We start from the raw sequence: 21,195 nt of genomic DNA on the forward strand, positions 1-21,195 counted from the left end.
TGTTACCATTCGCCGCTTGATTGTTCTGCTCTTCATTTTTTCGAGACAAGCCATGACCACCGTCCGCACTCGCATCGCGCCATCGCCTACCGGGGACCCCCACGTAGGTACCGCTTACATCGCATTGTTCAACTACTGCTTTGCCAAGCAGCATGGCGGTGAGTTCATCCTGCGCATCGAAGACACCGATCAGTTGCGTTCGACCCGCGAGTCCGAACAGCAGATCTTCGACGCCCTGCGCTGGCTCGGCATCGACTGGAGCGAAGGCCCGGACGTCGGCGGCCCGCACGGCCCGTATCGGCAGAGCGAGCGCGGCGACATCTACCAGAAGTACTGCCAGCAACTGGTCGACATGGGCCATGCGTTCCCGTGCTTCTGCACGGCCGAAGAACTCGATCAGATGCGCGCCGAGCAAATGGCTCGCGGCGAAACTCCGCGCTACGACGGCCGCGCACTGCTGCTGTCGAAGGAAGAAGTCGCGGCGCGCCTGGCCGCTGGCGAACCGCACGTGATTCGCATGAAGGTGCCGAGCGAAGGCGTCTGCGTGGTGCCGGACATGCTGCGTGGCGACGTCGAGATCCCGTGGGATCGCATGGACATGCAAGTGCTGATGAAGACCGACGGCCTGCCGACTTACTTCCTCGCCAACGTCGTCGACGATCACCTGATGGGCATCACCCACGTGCTGCGTGGCGAAGAATGGCTGCCATCGGCACCGAAACTGATTTTGCTGTACGAATACTTCGGCTGGGAACAACCGGAGCTGTGCTACATGCCGCTGCTGCGTAACCCGGACAAGAGCAAGCTGTCCAAGCGCAAGAACCCGACCTCGGTGACGTTCTACGAGCGCATGGGCTTCATGCCGGAAGCGATGCTCAACTACCTCGGGCGCATGGGCTGGTCGATGCCGGACGAGCGCGAGAAGTTCTCGCTGCAGGAAATGGTCGACAACTTCGACCTCAAGCGCGTTTCCCTCGGCGGGCCGATCTTCGATATCGAGAAGCTGTCGTGGCTCAATGGCCAGTGGCTGCGCGATCTGCCGGTGGAAGAGTTTGCCGCCCGCGTGCAGAAGTGGGCGTTCAATTCCGAATACATGATGAAGATCGCGCCGCACGTACAGGGTCGTGTTGAAACGTTCAGCCAGGTCGCACCGCTGGCGGGGTTCTTCTTTGCCGGCGGCGTGAATCCGGATGCCAAGCTCTTCGAGTCGAAAAAGCTCTCCGGCGATCAGGTTCGCCAGTTGATGCAGTTGATCCTGTGGAAACTGGAAAGTCTGCGGCAGTGGGAGAAGGACAGCATCACCGCGACGATCCAGGCGGTGGTCGAATCCCTCGAGCTGAAACTGCGCGATGCGATGCCGTTGATGTTTGCTGCGATCACCGGGCAGGCCAGTTCGGTGTCGGTGCTCGATGCGATGGAAATCCTCGGCCCGGACCTGACCCGTTTCCGTCTGCGCCAGGCGATTGACCTGCTGGGCGGCGTGTCGAAGAAAGAAAACAAGGAATGGGAAAAGCTCTTGGGCGCCATCGCCTGATTGCTTTTGCTTCTCTGCAGGACTGCCGAAGGCTGCGATCTTTTGATCCTGCCTTCGGCGTTTCTCCCGAATTTACGGGGGAGGGCGGTAAGTGATTGTTATCCCGGCAAAAAATTTTGAAATTTTTCAAAAATAAGTTTGACAGGCTTTCGATACGCCCTTAAGATTCGCCCCGTCCTCAGCGATGAGGGGCTATAGCTCAGCTGGGAGAGCGCTTGCATGGCATGCAAGAGGTCGACGGTTCGATCCCGTCTAGCTCCACCAATTTACACTTCGAGGTCTGGCCACACCGGCCTTGAAGCGATCAACACTCAGCGTTGATCAGTTGTATAGAAGGGTTTGCGTCCCCTTCGTCTAGTGGCCTAGGACACCGCCCTTTCACGGCGGTAACAGGGGTTCGAGTCCCCTAGGGGACGCCAGTTTTACAGAAGTGATGTTGCAAGAGATCACTCCGCCGCGAGGCGAAAAATCCGGGGCTATAGCTCAGCTGGGAGAGCGCCTGCATGGCATGCAGGAGGTCAGCGGTTCGATCCCGCTTAGCTCCACCAATTTTACAGTTCAAGGTCTGGCCACACCGGCCTTGAATCGATCAGCTCTCAGCACTGATCAGTTGTATAGAAGGGTTTGTGTCCCCTTCGTCTAGTGGCCTAGGACACCGCCCTTTCACGGCGGTAACAGGGGTTCGAGTCCCCTAGGGGACGCCACGATTACCCGCTCTGCGGGATTTTATAAGGGTCATTCAATTATTGAATGGCCCTTTTGTTTGTCTGGCGTTTGGCCAACTCTCCTTTTTCCTTACACTGTGCTTCAGACCAGCGGTCATATTCATGACTTGCGGAATATTATTATGCGAATAATATTCTAGTCGTAATATTCGGAGGCAACGATGAACGATAAAAAAGCTCAAACCCGCGAACGCATCCTCAAGGCTGCCAGCGCCGCATTGATTCAACGCGGCCCGGCAGACCCGAGCGTGGGTGAAGTGATGGGCGCCGCCGGGCTGACTGTCGGCGGCTTCTATGCGCACTTCGAAAGCAAGGACGCGATGATGCTCGAGGCGTTCAAACAGCTGCTGGGCCGCCGTCGCGACCTGATTGCCGACATGGACGCCGATCTGACCGGCGAAGAGCGTCGCGCTTTGGTGGCTGCGTTCTACCTGTCACGCAAACACCGGGATTCCAGCGAGGCTGCATGCCCGATCCCGGCCTCGATTGGCGAGCTGGGGCGTTTGCCGGAGTCGTTCCGCATTGCGCTGAACGAGCATTTGGAATTGATGGTCGCGCAACTGGCGGCCAGCCCTGAAGACACCGACAAGGCTTTGGCCGATGTCGCGTTGATGGTCGGTGGTCTGGCCTTGGCCAGAGCGCTGGGTCCGGGAGATTTATCCGATCGATTGCTGCGCGCCGCCAAGTCGGCGGTGCGTTGACCTGAAGGCAACAAGCCTGAGGAGAGTGCGATGAACGCGTTGAAGTGGGTTCGTGGCGTTAACGGTACCTTGGGCTGGTTTGCACCGAGACTGGTGGCAAGCAAAATGCGTCTGGCGTTCATGACGCCCCGCGCGCTACCGCTGCGCGATTGGGAGCTGCCGCTGTTGGCCAGCTCCGAACGCATCACATTGCGCTTCGGCCTGTCGGCGCTGCGCTGGGGCCAAGGTCCTGCAGTGTTGCTGATGCATGGCTGGGAAGGGCGGCCAACGCAATTCGCCTCGCTGATCAATGCTCTGGTCGATGCCGGCTATACCGTCGTCGCGCTCGATGGCCCGGCCCACGGTCGTTCCCCTGGGCGAGAAGCCAATGTAGTGCTGTTCGCCCGCGCCATGCTTGAAGCCGCTGCCGAATTGCCGCCGCTGCAAGCGGTTATCGGCCATTCCATGGGCGGCGCCAGCGCGATGCTCGCCGTGCAATTGGGGCTGCGCACCGAAACCCTGGTCAGCATCGCCGCACCGTCGCGGATTCTCGGCGTGCTGCGCGGTTTCGCGCGAATGGTCGGCATGCCGCCGCGCGCGCGTTCGGCGTTCATTCGTCAGGTCGAGCAGGACGTCGGCATGCGCGCCGCGACGCTGGACGTGGCCCACTATCAACTGGATATGCCCGGCCTGATCGTGCATGCCGAGGACGACAATTTTGTCTCGGTCAAAGAATCGCAATTGATTCACGAAGCCTGGTTCGACAGCCGCCTGCTGCGCCTCGAAAGCGGCGGCCATCAACGCGTGCTGGCCGACCCTCGAGTGATTGATGGCGTGTTATCACTGCTCGCCGGTCGCAGTCTCCAGGCGCGCCAATCGGCCTGAGCTCCGTTACACTGCCTCGGTTGAATACTTTGACCGGGAGTGGGGCATGGGCTGGGATCGGGCAACGCCGTTTACCATTGATCTGCAAGTAGGCGCCGAAGACATCGACGGGCTCGGGCACGCCAATAACGCGGTGTACGTCACCTGGCTCGAGCGCTGCGCCTGGCGCCATTCGCAGCGCCTCGGCCTGGACCTGGTCGAATACCGGCGTCTGGACCGAGCAATGGCCGTTGTCCGCCACGAAATCGATTATCTGGCCGCCGCCTATGAAGGCGATGAACTGCAACTGGCGACCTGGATCGTCGATTGGGATCAGCGCCTGAAAATGACCCGGCATTTCCAGCTCAAACGCCCCAGCGACAACGCCATCCTGTTGCGCGCGCAGACCACGTTTGTGTGCATCGAACTGTCGACCGGCAAGCCCAAGCGTATGCCGGCGGAATTTATCGAAGGCTATGGCCCGGCGATCCAGATCGCAGAAGCCATGTGAATCTCACCCTGTGGGAGCGAGCCTGCTCGCGAAAGCATCGCGTGAGTTACGCATGCGTCAACTGACAGACCGCCTTCGCGAGCAGGCTCGCTCCCACAGAGATATGTGTAGTTCTGCGGATTTGTGCGATATCCAGTAAACTGCCGCACGTTTTTTTTCAAGTAGTGTTTCCCCATGCAAATTGCTCTGGCGCCCATGGAAGGGTTGGTCGACGACATCCTGCGCGACGTGCTGACCCGCGTTGGCGGCATCGATTGGTGCGTGACCGAATTCATTCGGGTCAACGACCAGTTGCTCACGCCGGCCTATTTCCACAAGTTCGGCCCCGAGCTGCTCAACGGCGCTCGCACCGCGTCCGGCGTGCCGCTGCGCGTGCAATTGCTCGGTTCCGATCCGGTGTGCCTGGCGGAAAACGCGGCGTTGGCCTGCGAGCTTGGCTCGGAAGTGATCGACCTCAACTTCGGCTGCCCGGCCAAGACCGTCAACAAATCCCGTGGCGGCGCCGTGCTGCTCAAGGAGCCGGAGCTGCTCAACCAGATCGTCGAGCATGTCCGTCGCGCCGTACCGACGCACATCCCGGTCACCGCGAAAATGCGCCTGGGTTTCGACAGTCCTGACGGCTCGCTGGTCTGCGCCACGGCACTGGCCGAAGGCGGGGCAGAGCACATCGTCGTACATGCGCGGACGAAACTGGACGGCTACAAACCGCCGGCGCATTGGGAGTGGATCCCGCGTGTGCAGGATGTGGTCAAGGTCCCGGTCTTCGCCAACGGAGACATCTGGAGCGTCGAAGACTGGCGCCGTTGCCGCGAAATCAGCGGCGTCGAAGACATCATGCTCGGTCGGGGGCTGGTCTCCCGCCCGGATCTCGCTCGGCAGATCGCTGCCGCTCGCGCTGGTGAAGAGGTCGTCGAGATGACCTGGGCCGAGCTGATGCCGCTGATTCAGGACTTCTGGCTGCAGGCCAAGGCGCAGATGACCGCGCGCCAATCGCCCGGTCGCCTCAAGCAATGGCTGGCCATGTTGACGCGCAACTACCCGGAAGCCGCCGAGCTTTTCACTGTTCTGCGTCGCGAAACCGAGCCGGATCAAGTCTCGCGCTTGCTCGGATTGCCGCTCGTCGAAGCCGCATAAAAAATCTCAAAATATTCTCTTGAAATCAAAACAGCGGTCCCTATCTAAGGGTTACGCGATGCCGAATTCGGGTCGCGGAGACACAAAACCTTGCTGATAGTTTTCAGGAGATTTGAATCATGAGTACTGCATTTTCTCTCGCGCCACTGTTCCGTTCCTCGGTAGGTTTCGACCGTTTCAACGACCTGTTCGAAACCGCCCTGCGCAACGAGCCAGGCAGCAGCTACCCACCTTACAACGTCGAAAAACACGGTGATGACCAATACCGTATCGTCGTTGCGGCCGCCGGTTTCCAGGAAGAAGACCTGGACCTGCAAGTCGAGAAGGGTGTGCTGACCATCAGTGGCGGCAAGCGTGACACTGACGAGAGCGTCACGTTCTTGCATCAAGGCATCGCCCAGCGAGCCTTCAAGCTGTCGTTCCGTCTGGCCGATCACATCGAGATCAAGGACGCTGCGCTGCGCAACGGCCTGCTGAGCATCGACCTGCTCCGTGTGATCCCGGAAGAAGCGAAAGCCAAGCGCATCCCGATCAATGGAGCGCAGCAGCCGGCGCTGCAGCATTGATTCATGTGCTGACACACAATCGCCCGAATCGGCGATAAGCCGCTGAACGAAAGGCCCCGATACGTCGGGGCCTTTTTTGTGCGCGCAAAGAAAGCCGACGCAACGTTTGCTGCTGGCTTTGTGGCTCTTTACAATCCGCGCCATCAAGGCCAGCCCCCCCCTTAATTCCCGCTGGCCCCGGAGCCTTTGTTCATGGACGAAATGGAACAGCGCTGGCTATACGCGCTTTCTGCGCCTTTGGTCGCCCTCAATCCCGACGCCGATTACACCGCACCCACCTATTGCTTTGACCTCAAACATGTCGATGTCGAAGGTGGTTGGGGCATCACTACGCGCGAACAGCTGTTGGACATGCTGCGTACTGCCGATGACGGCCACGCTACGCAGTTGAACGAAGCCTATCGGCAGTGGCAGAGGTGTCTGCCGTCCGAATGGCAGGCCTTGCTCGCAACACTCGACACTCGCCAGCGAGCTTTCTACGAATTCGCCAGTCGCACATTTGGCGAGTGCGGTTCAGGTGGCATCCGTGCCTGGGACCTTGGTCGCATGGGTTTTCTGCTGCGTTCTGCAGTGCTGCACGGCTGGATTGATCTCACCGAAAGCCTTTGGCTGCATGGTCGCATGGCGGCACGCGCGCGCTACTACTACGACAGTTGGACGAGCTACCTTAACGGCTTTGTCTTCGGCAAAGCCTTCTGGCATTGCCTGGGCAACAAGGATGAAGAGCTGGAGCACGAATATGACCGGCAAGGCGATTACATAGGCACCACCGTGGTCATCAGAAAGCTTGATCGTGATGCGCGCGCGCTGTTCGCACAACTGCCTTGGGACATGCCCTTGTATCCACCCGAGCGGCCTGATTCGCTAGGGGAGTTCGACTGGTCATGAGCTGCTGGATTCGCTTGGGTATCGAGCCCACCAAAGACAACGACGTCATTCGCGGCGCCTATCGCGCACGCTTGCCGCAGCACCATCCGGAAACTGATCCGGAAGGTTTTCAGGCGCTGCGTGAGGCTTATGAGCTGGCATTACGCTTTGCCCGCGAGGAAGCCGTTGAGCCGGATCAACCGGTTGCCGATGAGATCAGTCCTGCCGATCAGACGATGGCCGACTTTGAAGCATTGCTGCTTGATCCAGCGCGTCGCTTCCAACCGGTGGCCTGGCAGGCATTCAACCTTGAGCTGGACCGCCTGCCGCTGGAGGTGCTGGACGAAGTTTGCTGGCCATTGCTGCGCGAGTTGCTCGACGCCGGCCCGATTTCCCATGTCTGCGCCCGTTTGTTGGCCCAGCGCCTGGGCTGGGCGAGCCGCATGCTGGATCTGGATTTCGACAACGCACGGCATGTCGACGAGTTTTTGCAGCGGATCAGCGCGGCGGATCCGTTCGACACCTCGTTGATGAGCCATTGGCCCGCTGTCGCGCAGTTGGAAACTCTCTGGTATGTGCGAACCCTGAATCACCTGCACCGAGAGGCGTCGCTCGACGACTACCGTCATTTCGCCGGCCTGCACACTTGCATCCCCCTGCCTGCTGATGACGGGTTATTGCAACGCCTGGCCATACAGTTCAGTCAGGCTGATATCGCCAACAAAGACTTTCTCGACATTATCAGCGAGCAGCATCGGCTTGCGCCTGAAGATGTCGACTGGCTGTATCTGTTGGCCTGTCAGCGCAGTGCGCTGGGAATGGAAGAGTTGGCACTGCAGGCATGGGTGCGGCTCTGGCGCGAACATCAGCATCCGAAAGCGGCGACGTGGTTACTGGCGTTGTGCGCGCGACATCAGCCTCAGCGCCTGCCGCTGCTGATTCAGGCCTTTGATCGTCTGGAAAACTTCCGCGACTGGTCCGAGGATCTAGGTGATGTCACTCAAGAGTACGGCAGTCCATCACAGCGCCCGGAAACACTCGGGCGTTGGTTCAGGGCCAAGCAGCTCGAGTTGCAGGACATTGCCGGTGCATTTGTCGAATGGCGTGTCAGTGGTGACGAGTTGCCGTTGTTGGCGGCGCTGATCATTGACAGTGATGACCGTCCGTTGCAAACGCTCTACCAGCATGCCTGGGCTTTGCACCGTGGTGATGTGCCATTGCTGCGACGCATCATGCAGGCATCCGAGCCGGGGGATGTGCTCGATCAACTGGTGCTGGAAGGCTTGCAGTATCAGGCCGGGCAGCAGATCTGCTGGTTGACCCGAGCGCCGATTCCTCAGGCCCTGGAAGCGTTTCTGGCCAGCGACTCGGCATCGACACTGCCGTCGGCGCTGGAAAAGGGCGAACCGCTTGAGCTCAGTCTGCTGTGGATGCGCCGTTTGCGTGCTTACGACGCCCGATCGCTGGCGCGGCTTGCCGAAGCGTTCAGTCTCGACAAGCGTGACGAACGGCTTGCGGGGCTCAAGTTGCAAGCGCAACTGGCCGCGCAAGGCATGCTGCTTCCGGCGGTCGATAGCTACTCTGATGTCTGGGAATGGCATCGTCAGGCGATTTACCTGCTGGCCACCCTCGACGATCCGACGCGTTGGCTGGGCGCGCAATCGGGACACTGCGTCGACGCCATGAGCATTGCGCGTGAACACCCCTTGGCCCGTTTGCAGCCGCTGCTCTGTCGCCTGAGTCGCGAGCAGGGCAGCGCCAGTGGCCTGCTCGGCTGGCTGCAAGCGGCGGATCCGGTGCACTCGCTGCTCGCGCGCAAGTTGTTCAGTGTGCATGAGGCGCTCGATAGCACTCGGCTGTTGGGTAATGACCGTTTGTTCGAGTGCATGCGCAGCGACATCGTCAGCTTCAACGAAGATTTGCTCGGGCGCATGCTCTTGGGTGGAGTCCTTTACCACGATCCGTTGCTCACTGCGCAACAGCGTAAATACCTGCTGGAAAGTATCACCGAGGTGGTCAATCCACAGGACTGGTTCGACGGCTTCCGTCACAGTCTGATCAAGGGTGAGCCTGTTCACCCGCCCCGTGAGGCTCTCGCGGAGGAGGGTGTCAGCGACGCCTTTTACCTGGCGCTGGATGTGCTGAAGGATCTGGTGCGTTTTGGCAATCTGGGCTTGCCAAGGCAGAAGGTTCTGTTACGCATGCAGCGGGCCAAGGATGACTCGGAAAATGGACTCGGTTTGCGCTTCGCATTCAGTGCATTGCTGTCGTGGTCTGAGCGTTTGCTGTTAGCCAAGGCAACGACCCGTCCAACCCCCGCCGCTGCGTTCTGGAGCCTGGGTACCCGGCTGGGGCGCGGGGCGTTTATCTGGCAGGTCATTGGCGCGTTGCTGGTGACGCCCGTGGCGGCGTTGCTCAGCGGTACGCCCGTATCCGGCATCGTCGTGTTGCTACTGGGCCTGGCGTTTCTGCTCGGTGCGGTCCTGCGCCGTTTGCATGACATGGGGCGGGGCATTCCGATGTTGCTGATTTTGGTAATGCTGTCGCCGGTATTGCCGTTTCTGCCGCTGATACTGTTCGGTTTTCCCGGAGAGAAGCTGCCCAATCGTTATGGCGTGCCACCGGACAGTGGCGGTGAAGATACCTTGTCCGGTGGTTTGCAGGCGACCTTACGGCGACTTATCGGCTAGAGGCGTAACTCATCCAGAACCTTGTTGAGTTGTGAGCGGTGGCTGGCGATTTCTTCCGATCGCTGGTCGCCCAGCACCGTGGTGAAACTGTCCAGCCAGTCGGCAATCCGCTGGCGTTCTTCGCCCAGACTTTGCGTCCACGCCCGTTCCAGTCGAGCCAGCAGGGTTCGATTGGGCAGAGTGTCGCGGGGGTGAATTTTCAGCGTACTCAAGCGTTCATGACTGGTTTGCCGCGATTGCGCATCGAGTCCGGTCGGGCTGCGGTCAATGCTGTGGCTGTGGCGTTCGCCCGTCCTTGGCAGGGTGACGTCAACTTCGAGCAAACCGTTGATGTCATAACTGAACCGCACATCCAGCGCCTGGATATCATCGCTCGGCGTCAGCGTGACATCGAAAGCATCGATAAAAATGTTGTCGCGTACCCACGGACGTTCGCCCTGATAGACCGCAATACGGATGACTTCCTGTCGTGGAGATGTCGTGTGGTAACGCTCCACCCTTGAGGTCGGGATGATGGTGTTGCGCTCGATGATCGGCGAGAACGCGCCACTGACGCCTTCGCCACGATTGGTCGAAATCCCCAGCGTATACGGACAGACATCCGTCAGAATCAATTCCTCGACCGCACCGTCCCGCGCCTTGCATGCCGCCTGCGTCGCCGCCCCCAGCGCCACGATAGTGTCTGGATCAAGATGCCGATAAGGCAGGCGTCCAAACAACGTGGCGACCATTTGCTGTACCGCCGGCATGCGCGTGGCGCCACCGACCAGCACCAGGCTGTCGAGGTCGCGCGGTTTCAGTCGGGCATCGCGCAGAGCCTGTTCGATTGGCGCGCGCAAGCGGGCCAGCAACGGCTCCCATATTTTCACTGCAGCGGCTTCATCCAGTTCCCATTCGAATGTCTGCTCGGCATGCCGCCAGCTCAACTGCTGTGCGCCTTCGCCGAGTTTGCATTTCAGCTGTTCCAGGGCATCACCGAGGCTGGCCATGGCTTGTGCATCGATCGTTGAGGGTGTGAGTTGCCAGTCTTGCAGACAGGCCTGCAACAGGGCGGCGGTGAAGTCTTCGCCGCCGAGAAAGTTGTCGCCAGTGGAGGCATGCACTTCAATCAGCGGCAATGCGTATTCGAGCACGGTGACGTCGAATGTGCCGCCGCCGAGATCGAAAATCAGCGTGCGTTCGAACTTCTGTTCGTGCAGGCCGTACGCCATGGCGGCAGCGGTCGGTTCGTTGATCAGGCGCGTCACGGACAGCCCGGCCAGTTCGGCGGCGAACAAGGTACGCTTGCGCTGCTCGTCACTGAAATATGCCGGTACGGAAATGACCGCTTCTGTGACCGCCTGGCCGAGAAAGGCTTCCGCGTCTTGCTTGAGGGAGCCAAGCACCAGCGCCGACAACTCTTCCGGGCTGAACTGGCGAGAGCCGAGCTGGATTTGCCTGTCGCTGCCCATGAAGCGCTTGAACGCGGCGGCAGTGCGTTCCGGGTGCGTGGTCAGGCGGGCGCGGGCGGCTTTGCCGACCAGAATCGTGTCGTCTTCATCAAGGCTGACCACCGACGGTGTCAGCACATCGCCGAGGGCGTTAGGGATCAGTTCGGCGCGGCCTTCACGCCAGACGGCGATCAGGCTGTTGGTGGTGCCAAGGTCGATGCCCAGCAGAGCCGGGCGGGGAAGGGATGCATCCTGCATGGTTGATCTCGAAGCGGCGCAAAAAACGCGACCCTACAGGCTGACGCAAACCGTGGCAATTGTTGCTCTGTTGCCAGTCTGTGCGACCGCTGATTCAGGGCAGCAGTTTTTTCAGATCCTCCAACCCCACCGGCCGGCTGTGCAGATAGCCCTGATACAAATGGCATTCCAGCCCCTGTAAAAACGCCAGTTGCGCGGGCGTCTCCACGCCTTCGGCAATGACTTCCAGCTCAAGGCTGCGCGCCATCGCAACAATTGCGCGGATGATCTCTGCGACATTGGAGTCAGTGGTTGCATCGCGGATGAACGACTGGTCGATCTTCAGGGTGTCTACCGGTAGCCGCTTCAAATACGTCAGCGATGAATAACCGGTGCCGAAATCGTCCATGGCGAAGCTCACGCCGAGCTTTTTCAGGCGGCGCATTTTGCTGATGGTGTCTTCCAGATTCTGGATGACGATGCCTTCGGTGATTTCCAGTTTCAGCAGCGAGCAGGGCAGGCCGTGGCTGGTCATGCTGTGTTCGATGCGTTCGACGAAATCGTTCTGGCGGAACTGTCTCGGGCTGATGTTCACGCACAGGCTGAAATTCAGCGGGTCGACGAGTTTCAGTGCGATCAATTGTTTGAAGGCGTTGCAGGCTTCATCGAGGATCCAGGTGCCGACTTCGAGAATCAGGCCGCTATCTTCCAGCACCTTGATGAACTCGGTAGGCGATTGCGCGCCAAGTTCAGGATGGTTCCAGCGTACCAGGGCTTCGGCGCCGATGATGCGGTTGTCGCGGGCATCGACTTGCGGCTGGAAGTGCACGTTGAACTCGCCGCGCGACAGCGCCAAGCGTAGGTCGGTCTCCATGCGCAGGCGTTCGCTGGCCGCTTTCTGCATGGTGTTGTGATACATCTGCGTGGTATTGCGCCCGGAATCCTTGGCCCGGTACAGGGCGATGTCGGCGCGTTTGAGCAGGTCGGTCGGGGTCGAACCGTGATCGGGAATCAGCGCCACGCCAATGCTCGGCGTCACTTGCAGGCGCTGGCCATCGAGGAACATCGGCTCCGAAAGCAATTCGCGAATGGTGTCGGCCAGCGCGCGCACTTGTTCGCTGACTTCACTGCGCGAACCTTCGAGGCCGCTGAGCAACACCACGAACTCATCGCCACCGAGGCGAGCTACCGTGTCTTCCATGCGCACGCTGGCTTCGAGCCGCGCGGTGATGATTTTCAGCACGGTGTCGCCGACCGGGTGACCGAGGGAATCGTTGATGTGCTTGAAGTGGTCGAGGTCGAGAAACAGCAAGGCGCCGCGCAGATTGTGGCGCTTGAGCAGGGCGATCTGCTGACTCAGGCGATCCATCAGCAGGGCGCGGTTGGGCAGGTTGGTCAGCGGGTCGTGATAGGCCAGGTGACGAATCTGCGCTTCGGCGTTCTTCAACAGGCTGACATCGCGCGCGGTCAGCAGCAGGCACGCGGTTTCATTGAGGGTGATCGGCTCGACCGAGACCTCAACGGTGAGCAACTCGCCGCGCTTGTTGCGCCCGAGCATTTCCTGATGATGCACGCGGCCCTTGATCTGCAACTCGGCGAGTAGGGTCGAGCGTTGTTTCTCTTCGGCCCAGATCCCCACCTGATAAACGGTTTTGCCCACCACTTCGTCGGCGCGATAGCCGGTGAGGCGACAGAAGCCGTCGTTGACCTCCAGATAACGCCCGGTGTCGCGCTCGGTGATGGTGATGGCGTCGGGGCTGGAGTGAAACGCCTTGGCGAATTTTTCTTCGCTGGCCTTCAGCGCTGCTTCCGAGCGTTGTTGCTGGGTGATGTCGCGCAGGGTGGTGACGATGCACGGCTGGTCGCCGACGCTGATCTGCCGGCTGGAAATCACGCAGGTCAGCGACTGGCCGTCCTTGTGCTGGACGAGAATGGCCACGTTGCTCAGGCCTTGTTCGCGAATCACCCGTTCGATGCGTTGCAGGCTCTTTGCCGAGGCGTCCCACAGGCCGATTTCTTCGGCGGTGTGGCCAATCACATCGGCGGCGCTCCAGCCAAAGGTCTGGCTGAAGCTCGAATTGATTTCGATGAATTCCCCGGTTTCCTGGCGCGTGACGCAGATCGGATCGGGGCTGACCTGAAACAGCGTGGCGAATTTCTCTTCCGAGGCGACCAGCCGCTGCTCGCGCTCGACCTGATCGGTGATGTCCAGCAACGTGCCGGCCATGCGCAGCGGCGCGCCGTTGTCGTCGCGATAGAGACGCGCGCGGCTTTCCAGATAGCGCGAGCTGCCGTCGGGCAATTGCACGCGGTAGGTCAGTTGATAATTGCCGGCCGGACCTTCGCGCAGGCTGCGGTAGGCGTCGCGCATGCTGTCGCGCTCCTCGCCCGGCACGCCTTCGAAAAACTCCTCGAATGATTCATGAAATGGAATCGGCTCCAGCCCGTGCAATTGCGCAGCGCGCGCCGAGCCGTAGAGCATGCCGCTGGGGATGTGCCAGTCCCAGGTGCCGAGTTGCGCCGAATCCAGCGCCAGGTCGAGGCGTTCCTGGCTGTCCTTCAAGGCCAGTTCGGCGGCTTTGCGTTCGGTGGTGTCGAGGAAGGTGCTGAGCAGATAGGGCTGGCCTTCGAGCTCGACCTTCTGCGCGCTGAGGATGCCGTCGTGCACCTGGCCATTGCTGGCGCGGAACTGCACTTCCATGCTGATCAGCTCGCCCTTGGCTTTGGTTTTCTTCACCAGTTCGGCGCGTTGCTCGGGATGCACCCACAGGCCCAGTTCCAGGGTGGTGCGGCCGATTGCGCTTTGCACCGGCCAGCCGAACAGGCTTTCGAAATACTGGTTGGCCTCGCTGATCAGACCGTCATCCTGACGGGTCAGCAGAACCATGTTCGGGCACAGGTGGAAAAGTGTCGCGAAACGTTTCTCCGAGCTGCTCAGGGCCTGCTCGCGCTGGCGTTGGTGGGTGATTTCGCGAATCACCCCGATCATTCGGGGCCGGCCGTTCTTGTCTGGCAGCAGGCTGCCGCTGATCTCCAGCCAGTGCAGGCTGCCGTCGGGCCAGCGAATACGGTGATGCATCGCCTGCTCCAGCGGGGCGCCGGCGATCACCGCGTGGAAAGCACGCACGGTTTTCGCACGGTCTTCCGGCGGCAACAGGTCGAGGTATTCCAAATCGGCGGGTAATGGCTGCCGTGGATCGAAACCGAACAATGCCTGAGTGCCCCGCGACCAGCTGATCTGCCCGCGCTCAATGTCCCAATACCAGGCACCGAGCCGCGCGCCGTTGAGCGCGGCGAGCAATTGCGGCGCGCTTTCCCAGCTCTGCTCGGAATGGCGCGGATCGACAGCCTGGATTCGCGGCATCGGCGGAGTTCGGTCAACAGATTTCGGCATTGTCAGCGGGCCTTGAGCTGAGTGGCGTGAGGCACAGGAGCGGCTCTATAGGAGTAGCACAAGTCAGGCCGGGATCCCTGGCCGATCGATTTGTGCATCCAGCAGGGCCATGAAGGCGCGTGCTGCATTCGATAGCGTCCGTTCGGTGTGCAAGATATAGCCTAGCTGGCGAGTGAGCTGTATGCCCGGCAATGCGATGCTTGCCACTTGTTCGTCGAGCATCGTGCGCGGCAGCACGCTCCAGGCCAGGCCGATGGAGACCATCATCTTGATGGTTTCCAGATAGTTGGTGCTCATGGCGATGTTCGGCGTCAGGCCCTGGGCTTCGAACAAACGCTGGACGATGTGGTGGGTAAACGTGTTGCCGCCGGGGAAAACCGCCGGATGACCGGCGATGTCCGCCAGACTGACGGCGCCGTTGTTGATCAGCGAATGCTCCGGGGCGACGACGAAATCCAGCGGGTCGTCCCACACCGGCGTGGCTTTGACCAGGGTGTGCGGCTCTGGCGCGAGGGTGATGACCGCCAGTTCTGCGCGGCCGTGGAGAATTTCCTCGTAGGCCACTTCCGAATCAAGGAACTGAATATCCAGCGCAACCTGTGGGTAGCGGCGGGTGAACTCCCTTAATAGAGGCGGCAAGCGGTGCAGGCCGATGTGGTGACTGGTGGCCAGCGTAAGGCGGCCGCTGACTTCACCGGTCAGGTTGGTCAGGGCGCGGCGGGTGTCGTCGAGCACATTGAGAATCTGATAGGCCCTTGGCAGCAGGGCGCGACCCGCCTCGGTCAGACCGACTTCGCGACCCAGTCGATCAAACAGGCGTACCTTCAATTGCTGCTCAAGCCCGGCGATGCGCTTGCTGATCGCCGGTTGTGTCAGATGAAGGCGTTCGCCGGCGCCGGAGAAGCTGCCGGTCTCGGCGATGGCAATAAAAGCATTCAGGTTAGCCAGATCCATGTCGCATTCCAGTTGGTTATCCAAAGCATAAAAAATATGAATTTGAGTTATTTAATCTAACCCCATAGGATCGGCCTCACAAGCCAAAGGGTTATTGATAAGCCCAGGGCATAGAAACAAGCTGATGAGGAACCGTCTGATGGCCGGCAAAACGCTCTACGACAAGCTCTGGGATTCGCATTTGGTCAAGCAGCGCGACGATGGCTCGGCGCTGATCTACATCGATCGTCACATCATCCACGAAGTGACTTCGCCGCAAGCCTTCGAAGGCTTGCGTCTGGCCGGGCGCAAGCCTTGGCGCATCGATGCCAACATCGCGACCCCGGACCACAACGTACCGACCACTCCGGAGCGCAAGGGCGGGATCGAAGCCATTGCCGACCAGGTCTCGCGTTTGCAGGTGCAGACCCTCGACGACAACTGCGATGAATACGGCATCGTCGAATTCAAGATGAACGACGTGCGTCAGGGCATCGTTCACGTGATCAGCCCGGAGCAGGGCGCGACCCTGCCGGGCATGACCGTGGTTTGCGGCGACTCGCACACCTCGACCCATGGCGCATTCGGCGCGTTGGCCCACGGCATCGGCACATCCGAGGTCGAGCACGTGCTCGCCACGCAGTGCCTGGTGGCCAAGAAAATGAAAAACATGCTGGTGCGCGTCGAAGGCCAATTGCCGTTCGGCGTGACCGCCAAGGACATCGTCCTTGCGGTGATCGGCAAGATCGGCACCGCCGGCGGTAACGGCCACGCCATCGAATTTGCCGGCAGCGCGATCCGCGATCTGTCCGTCGAAGGCCGCATGACCATCTGCAACATGTCCATCGAAGCCGGCGCCCGCGTGGGCCTGGTGGCGGCAGATCAGAAGACCATCGACTACGTCAAAGGTCGTCCATTCGCGCCGAAGGGCGAGCAGTGGGACATGGCCGTCGAAGCCTGGAAAGACCTGGTCTCCGACGCCGATGCCAAATTCGACACCGTGGTCGAGTTGGACGCCGCGCAGATCAAGCCGCAAGTCAGCTGGGGCACTTCGCCTGAGATGGTTTTGGCCGTGGATCAGAACGTGCCGGACCCGGCCAAGGAAATGGATCTGGTCAAGCGTGACTCGATCGTTCGCGCCTTGAAATACATGGGTCTGACCGCCAATCAGGCGATCACCGACATTCAGCTTGATCGCGTATTCATCGGTTCCTGCACCAACTCGCGCATCGAAGACTTGCGCGCTGCTGCGGTGATCGCCAAGGGCCGCAAGGTGGCCTCGACCATCAAGCAGGCGATCGTCGTGCCGGGCTCGGGTCTGGTCAAGGCGCAGGCTGAAGCCGAAGGGCTGGACAAGATTTTCCTCGAGGCCGGTTTCGAATGGCGCGAGCCGGGTTGCTCCATGTGCCTGGCGATGAACCCGGACCGTTTGGAGTCCGGCGAGCATTGCGCCTCGACTTCCAACCGTAATTTCGAAGGCCGTCAGGGCGCCGGTGGCCGTACCCACCTGGTCAGCCCGGCCATGGCGGCGGCGGCAGCGGTGAACGGCCGTTTCATCGACGTTCGTGAATTGATCCAAGGAGCACAGTAAAGATGAAGGCATTTACTCAGCACACTGGTCTTGTCGCGCCTCTGGATCGTGCCAACGTCGACACCGATCAGATCATTCCCAAGCAGTTCTTGAAGTCGATCAAGCGCACCGGTTTCGGTCCGAACCTGTTCGACGAGTGGCGTTATCTGGATGTCGGCCAGCCGTATCAGGACAACTCCAAGCGCCCGTTGAACAAGGATTTCGTCCTCAACGCCGAGCGTTATCAGGGTGCCAGCGTATTGCTCGCCCGCGAGAACTTCGGCTGCGGCTCGAGCCGTGAACACGCGCCGTGGGCGCTGGAAGAGTACGGTTTCCGCAGCATCATCGCGCCGAGTTACGCCGACATCTTCTTCAACAACAGTTTCAAGAACGGCCTGCTGCCGATCATTCTCAGCGATGCAGAAGTTGATGAACTGTTTAAGCAAGTTGAAGCCGAGCCGGGTTATCAATTGCAGATCGACTTGCAGGCGCAGACCGTGACCCGCCCGGATGGCAAGGTGTACAGCTTCGAGATCGATGCGTTCCGCAAGCACTGCCTGCTCAACGGTCTGGACGATATCGGCCTGACCTTGCAGGACGGCGATGCGATTGCGACGTTCGAAGCCAAGCATCGGGTTAGTCAGCCGTGGTTGTTTCGCGACGCTTGATTCGGGATTGATGTAGTCAGGGCGGGCCTCTTCGCGAGCAGGCTCGCTCCCACCTTGGAATGCATTCCCCTGTGGGAGCGAGCCTGCTCGCGAAGACGGCAGCGCAAACAACATAGATACCAGGATGTGCCCATGACCAGCACCGCCCAACACACTCAGGTCGTACAAAAGCAATTCGGTGAACAGGCCGCCGCCTACCTGAGCAGCGCCGTTCACGCTCAAGGCACCGAATTCGCATTGCTACAGGCTGAGCTGGCCGGGCAGGGCGAGGCTCGTTTGCTGGACTTGGGTTGCGGCGCAGGCCATGTCAGTTTCCATGTCGCTCCATTGGTCAAGGAGGTGGTGGCTTACGACCTGTCGCAGCAAATGCTTGATGTGGTTGCCGGCGCTGCCGTCGATCGCGGCTTGAGCAATATCATTACCGTCAACGGTGCTGCCGAGCGCTTGCCGTTCGCCGATGGCGAGTTCGATTTTGTGTTCAGCCGCTATTCGGCGCATCACTGGAGCGACCTCGGTCTGGCCTTGCGCGAAGTGCGCCGGGTGCTGAAGCCGGGCGGGGTGGCGGCTTTCGTTGACGTGTTGTCACCGGGCAGTGCGTTGTTCGACACTTACCTGCAAAGCGTCGAAGTGCTGCGCGACACCAGCCATGTCCGCGACTACTCCGCCGCCGAGTGGCTGCGCCAGGTCAGCGAGGCTGGTCTGCATGTGCGCAGTACCACCCGGCAGCGCCTGCGTCTGGAGTACAGCAGCTGGGTCGAGCGCATGCGCACACCTGACGTGATGCGCGCGGCGATCCGCCAGTTGCAGCAGTCGATGGGCAACGAAGTGCGTGAGTATTTTGAGATAGATGCCGACGGCTCGTTCAGTACCGATGTGATCGTACTGATGGCCGAGCGATAGGAATTTTTCCCGGCGCGCCGTTCACTGGCGCACCGCTTGAAGACACGAGGAAAGCATGAGCAAGCAGATTCTGATTCTCCCGGGTGACGGTATTGGTCCGGAAATCATGGCCGAAGCGGTCAAGGTACTGGAATTGGCCAATGACAAGTACAGCCTGGGCTTCGAGCTGAGCCACGACGTGATCGGCGGCGCGGCCATCGACAAGCATGGCGTGCCGCTGGCCGACGAAACCCTTGATCGCGCCCGCGCTGCCGACGCCGTGCTGCTGGGCGCGGTCGGTGGCCCGAAATGGGACACCATCGAGCGTGACATCCGCCCTGAGCGCGGTCTGCTGAAAATCCGCGCGCAACTGGGCCTGTTCGGCAACCTGCGCCCGGCGATCCTCTATCCGCAACTGGCCGACGCGTCGAGCCTGAAACCGGAAATCGTTGCCGGTCTGGACATCCTCATCGTCCGTGAGCTGACCGGCGGCATTTATTTCGGCGCGCCGCGTGGCACCCGTACGCTGGACAACGGCGAGCGTCAGTCCTACGACACGCTGCCGTACAGCGAAAGCGAAATCCGCCGCATCGCCCGTGTCGGTTTCGACATGGCCATGGTTCGTGGCAAGAAGCTCTGCTCGGTGGACAAGGCCAACGTCCTGGCATCCAGCCAGTTGTGGCGCGAAGTGGTCGAGCAAGTGGCCAAGGATTACCCGGAAGTCGAACTGAGCCACATGTACGTCGATAACGCCGCCATGCAGTTGGTGCGCGCACCCAAGCAGTTCGACGTGATCGTCACCGACAACATGTTCGGCGACATCCTCTCCGACGAAGCGTCGATGCTCACCGGCTCGATCGGCATGCTGCCTTCGGCCTCCCTGGACTCCAATAACAAGGGCATGTACGAGCCGTGCCACGGTTCGGCCCCGGACATTGCCGGTAAAGGCATTGCCAACCCGCTGGCGACGATCCTGTCGGTATCGATGATGCTGCGTTACAGCTTCAATCTGCACGACGCTGCCGATGCCATCGAAAAAGCCGTCAGTGTCGTGCTCGATCAGGGCTTGCGCACCGGCGACATCCACTCGGCCGGTTGTACCAAAGTCGGTACGCAGGAAATGGGCGACGCAGTAGTCGCCGCGCTGCGGAATCTGTAATCTCTCGGGCCCGCTGCGAAATTCAATACAAAGCAGCGGCCCACTTTTCAAGAAGGTGTAGTTGCGATGAAACGTGTAGGTCTGATCGGTTGGCGCGGGATGGTCGGTTCCGTGCTCATGCAGCGGATGCTGGAAGAGCAGGATTTCGATCTTATCGAGCCGGTGTTTTTCACCACGTCCAATGTCGGTGGCCAAGGCCCGTCCGTGGGCAAGGACATTGCTCCGCTCAAGGACGCTTACAGCATTGACGAGCTGAAGACCCTCGACGTGATCCTGACCTGCCAGGGCGGCGACTACACCAGCGAAGTATTCCCCAAGCTGCGCGAAGCCGGCTGGCAGGGTTACTGGATCGACGCGGCGTCGAGCCTGCGCATGAACGATGACGCGGTGATCATTCTCGACCCGGTCAACCGCAAGGTCATCGACCAGCAGCTGGACGCGGGCACCAAGAACTACATTGGCGGCAACTGCACCGTCAGCCTGATGCTGATGGGTCTGGGCGGTCTGTTCGAGGCCGGTCTGGTCGAGTGGATGAGCGCCATGACCTATCAGGCGGCCTCCGGTGCCGGCGCGCAGAACATGCGTGAACTGATCAAGCAGATGGGCGCGACCCACGCCGCTGTCGCCGATCAACTGGCCGATCCGGCCAGCGCGATCCTCGACATCGACCGTCGCGTGGCCGAAGCCATGCGCAGCGACGCGTACCCGACCGAAAACTTCGGCGTACCGCTGGCCGGCAGCCTGATCCCGTGGATCGACAAGGAACTGCCGAACGGCCAGAGCCGCGAAGAGTGGAAGGCCCAGGCCGAGACCAACAAGATCCTCGGTCGCTTCAAGAGCCCGATCCCGGTCGACGGCATCTGCGTGCGCATCGGCGCCATGCGCTGCCACAGCCAGGCGCTGACCATCAAGCTGAACAAAGACGTACCGATCGCCGATATCGAAGGGCTGATCAGCCAGCACAACCCTTGGGTCAAGCTGGTACCGAACAACCGCGAGATCAGCATGCAGGAGCTGAGCCCGACCAAGGTCACCGGCACCCTGAATGTACCGGTCGGTCGTCTGCGCAAGCTGAACATGGGTTCGCAATTCGTCGGCGCCTTCACCGTCGGCGACCAACTGCTGTGGGGCGCGGCCGAACCGCTGCGCCGCATGCTGCGGATCCTGCTGGAGCGTTGATCGCTTGAAGCATTGAAGAAGCCCGTGCCTTGTGAGAGGTGCGGGTTTTTTTATGCCAAGGATTTCTCCGGTGTCTGTACTGCCTTTTTCGCGAGCAGGCTCGCTCCCACATTGAAATGCGGTCCCTGTGGGAGCGAGCCTGCTCGCGAAAGGGCCGGTCCAGCCGCCGCAAATC

The 21,195-nt window shown here is 60.5% G+C and carries 16 protein-coding genes and 4 tRNA genes; 17 read left to right on the plus strand and 3 right to left on the minus strand.

Annotated features, from left to right (window positions below; translation table 11 throughout):
* Positions 1-52 precede the first annotated feature (52 nt).
* From gltX to AB9L16_RS08805, 12 genes are all read left to right on the plus strand, one after another.
* Positions 53-1,534, plus strand: a complete 1,482-nt coding sequence (gltX, locus tag AB9L16_RS08750) for a glutamate--tRNA ligase (RefSeq protein WP_016773920.1) — start codon at positions 53-55, stop codon at positions 1,532-1,534.
* Between the two features lie 188 nt (positions 1,535-1,722).
* Positions 1,723-1,798 (plus strand) — tRNA-Ala (locus tag AB9L16_RS08755).
* Positions 1,799-1,877: 79 nt separating this feature from the next.
* Positions 1,878-1,953: transfer RNA gene (locus AB9L16_RS08760), tRNA-Glu, on the plus strand.
* 53 nt (positions 1,954-2,006) lie between these two features.
* Positions 2,007-2,082, plus strand: a tRNA-Ala gene (locus AB9L16_RS08765).
* Positions 2,083-2,162: 80 nt separating this feature from the next.
* Positions 2,163-2,238: transfer RNA gene (locus tag AB9L16_RS08770), tRNA-Glu, on the plus strand.
* Between the two features lie 182 nt (positions 2,239-2,420).
* Positions 2,421-2,960 carry a TetR/AcrR family transcriptional regulator gene (locus AB9L16_RS08775; RefSeq protein WP_041478525.1) on the plus strand — a complete coding sequence of 180 codons (540 nt, stop codon included), beginning with the start codon at positions 2,421-2,423 and terminating at the stop codon, positions 2,958-2,960.
* 30 nt (positions 2,961-2,990) lie between these two features.
* Positions 2,991-3,824, plus strand: coding sequence for an alpha/beta fold hydrolase (locus AB9L16_RS08780; RefSeq protein WP_150635760.1), 834 nt, complete (start codon positions 2,991-2,993; stop codon positions 3,822-3,824).
* A 46-nt stretch (positions 3,825-3,870) separates the two neighbouring features.
* Positions 3,871-4,314 carry a thioesterase family protein gene (locus tag AB9L16_RS08785; protein ID WP_056784363.1) on the plus strand — a complete coding sequence of 148 codons (444 nt, stop codon included), beginning with the start codon at positions 3,871-3,873 and terminating at the stop codon, positions 4,312-4,314.
* Positions 4,315-4,488: 174 nt separating this feature from the next.
* Positions 4,489-5,448, plus strand: coding sequence for a tRNA-dihydrouridine synthase (locus AB9L16_RS08790; protein ID WP_056784367.1), 960 nt, complete (start codon positions 4,489-4,491; stop codon positions 5,446-5,448).
* Between the two features lie 119 nt (positions 5,449-5,567).
* The gene (locus AB9L16_RS08795; protein ID WP_016773925.1) at positions 5,568-6,014 is read left to right on the plus strand and encodes an Hsp20 family protein; all 447 of its coding nucleotides are present in this window, start codon (positions 5,568-5,570) and stop codon (positions 6,012-6,014) included.
* 192 nt (positions 6,015-6,206) lie between these two features.
* Positions 6,207-6,902 carry a DUF1266 domain-containing protein gene (locus AB9L16_RS08800; protein ID WP_056784370.1) on the plus strand — a complete coding sequence of 232 codons (696 nt, stop codon included), beginning with the start codon at positions 6,207-6,209 and terminating at the stop codon, positions 6,900-6,902.
* The gene (locus tag AB9L16_RS08805) at positions 6,899-9,571 is read left to right on the plus strand and encodes a DUF805 domain-containing protein (protein WP_252877808.1); all 2,673 of its coding nucleotides are present in this window, start codon (positions 6,899-6,901) and stop codon (positions 9,569-9,571) included. Before AB9L16_RS08800 ends, AB9L16_RS08805 begins: the two co-directional genes overlap by 4 nt.
* Here the strand turns inward: AB9L16_RS08805 and AB9L16_RS08810 are convergent.
* From AB9L16_RS08810 to AB9L16_RS08820, 3 genes are all read right to left on the minus strand, one after another.
* Positions 9,568-11,259 (minus strand): Hsp70 family protein, encoded by a 1,692-nt coding sequence (locus tag AB9L16_RS08810; RefSeq protein ID WP_375123387.1) that lies wholly within the window; start codon positions 11,257-11,259, stop codon positions 9,568-9,570. The genes AB9L16_RS08805 and AB9L16_RS08810 overlap by 4 nt on opposite strands.
* 94 nt (positions 11,260-11,353) lie before the next feature.
* On the minus strand, positions 11,354-14,632 hold the full coding sequence (locus AB9L16_RS08815; protein ID WP_024012383.1) for a PAS domain S-box protein: 3,279 nt from the start codon (positions 14,630-14,632) through the stop codon (positions 11,354-11,356).
* A 63-nt stretch (positions 14,633-14,695) separates the two neighbouring features.
* Complete coding sequence (locus AB9L16_RS08820; RefSeq protein ID WP_024012384.1) at positions 14,696-15,586, minus strand: LysR family transcriptional regulator; 891 nt, start codon at positions 15,584-15,586, stop codon at positions 14,696-14,698.
* 139 nt (positions 15,587-15,725) lie between these two features.
* Between AB9L16_RS08820 and leuC the strand changes: the two genes are divergently transcribed.
* The 5 genes from leuC (at position 15,726) to asd (ending at position 21,020) form a co-directional block, all read left to right on the plus strand.
* Positions 15,726-17,156, plus strand: a complete 1,431-nt coding sequence (leuC, locus tag AB9L16_RS08825; RefSeq protein WP_041478531.1) for a 3-isopropylmalate dehydratase large subunit — start codon at positions 15,726-15,728, stop codon at positions 17,154-17,156.
* Between the two features lie 2 nt (positions 17,157-17,158).
* Positions 17,159-17,803, plus strand: a complete 645-nt coding sequence (leuD, locus tag AB9L16_RS08830) for a 3-isopropylmalate dehydratase small subunit (RefSeq protein ID WP_024012386.1) — start codon at positions 17,159-17,161, stop codon at positions 17,801-17,803.
* Positions 17,804-17,935: 132 nt separating this feature from the next.
* Positions 17,936-18,703 (plus strand): class I SAM-dependent methyltransferase, encoded by a 768-nt coding sequence (locus tag AB9L16_RS08835; RefSeq protein WP_095179493.1) that lies wholly within the window; start codon positions 17,936-17,938, stop codon positions 18,701-18,703.
* A 55-nt stretch (positions 18,704-18,758) separates the two neighbouring features.
* On the plus strand, positions 18,759-19,841 hold the full coding sequence (leuB, locus tag AB9L16_RS08840; RefSeq protein ID WP_016773933.1) for a 3-isopropylmalate dehydrogenase: 1,083 nt from the start codon (positions 18,759-18,761) through the stop codon (positions 19,839-19,841).
* A gap of 66 nt (positions 19,842-19,907) precedes the next feature.
* Positions 19,908-21,020 (plus strand): aspartate-semialdehyde dehydrogenase, encoded by a 1,113-nt coding sequence (gene asd / locus AB9L16_RS08845; RefSeq protein ID WP_016773934.1) that lies wholly within the window; start codon positions 19,908-19,910, stop codon positions 21,018-21,020.
* The last annotated feature ends 175 nt before the right edge of the window (positions 21,021-21,195 follow it).

It is taken from the genome of Pseudomonas sp. LW8 (assembly GCF_041956865.1).
Classification (GTDB): Bacteria; Pseudomonadota; Gammaproteobacteria; order Pseudomonadales; family Pseudomonadaceae; genus Aquipseudomonas; species Aquipseudomonas siliginis.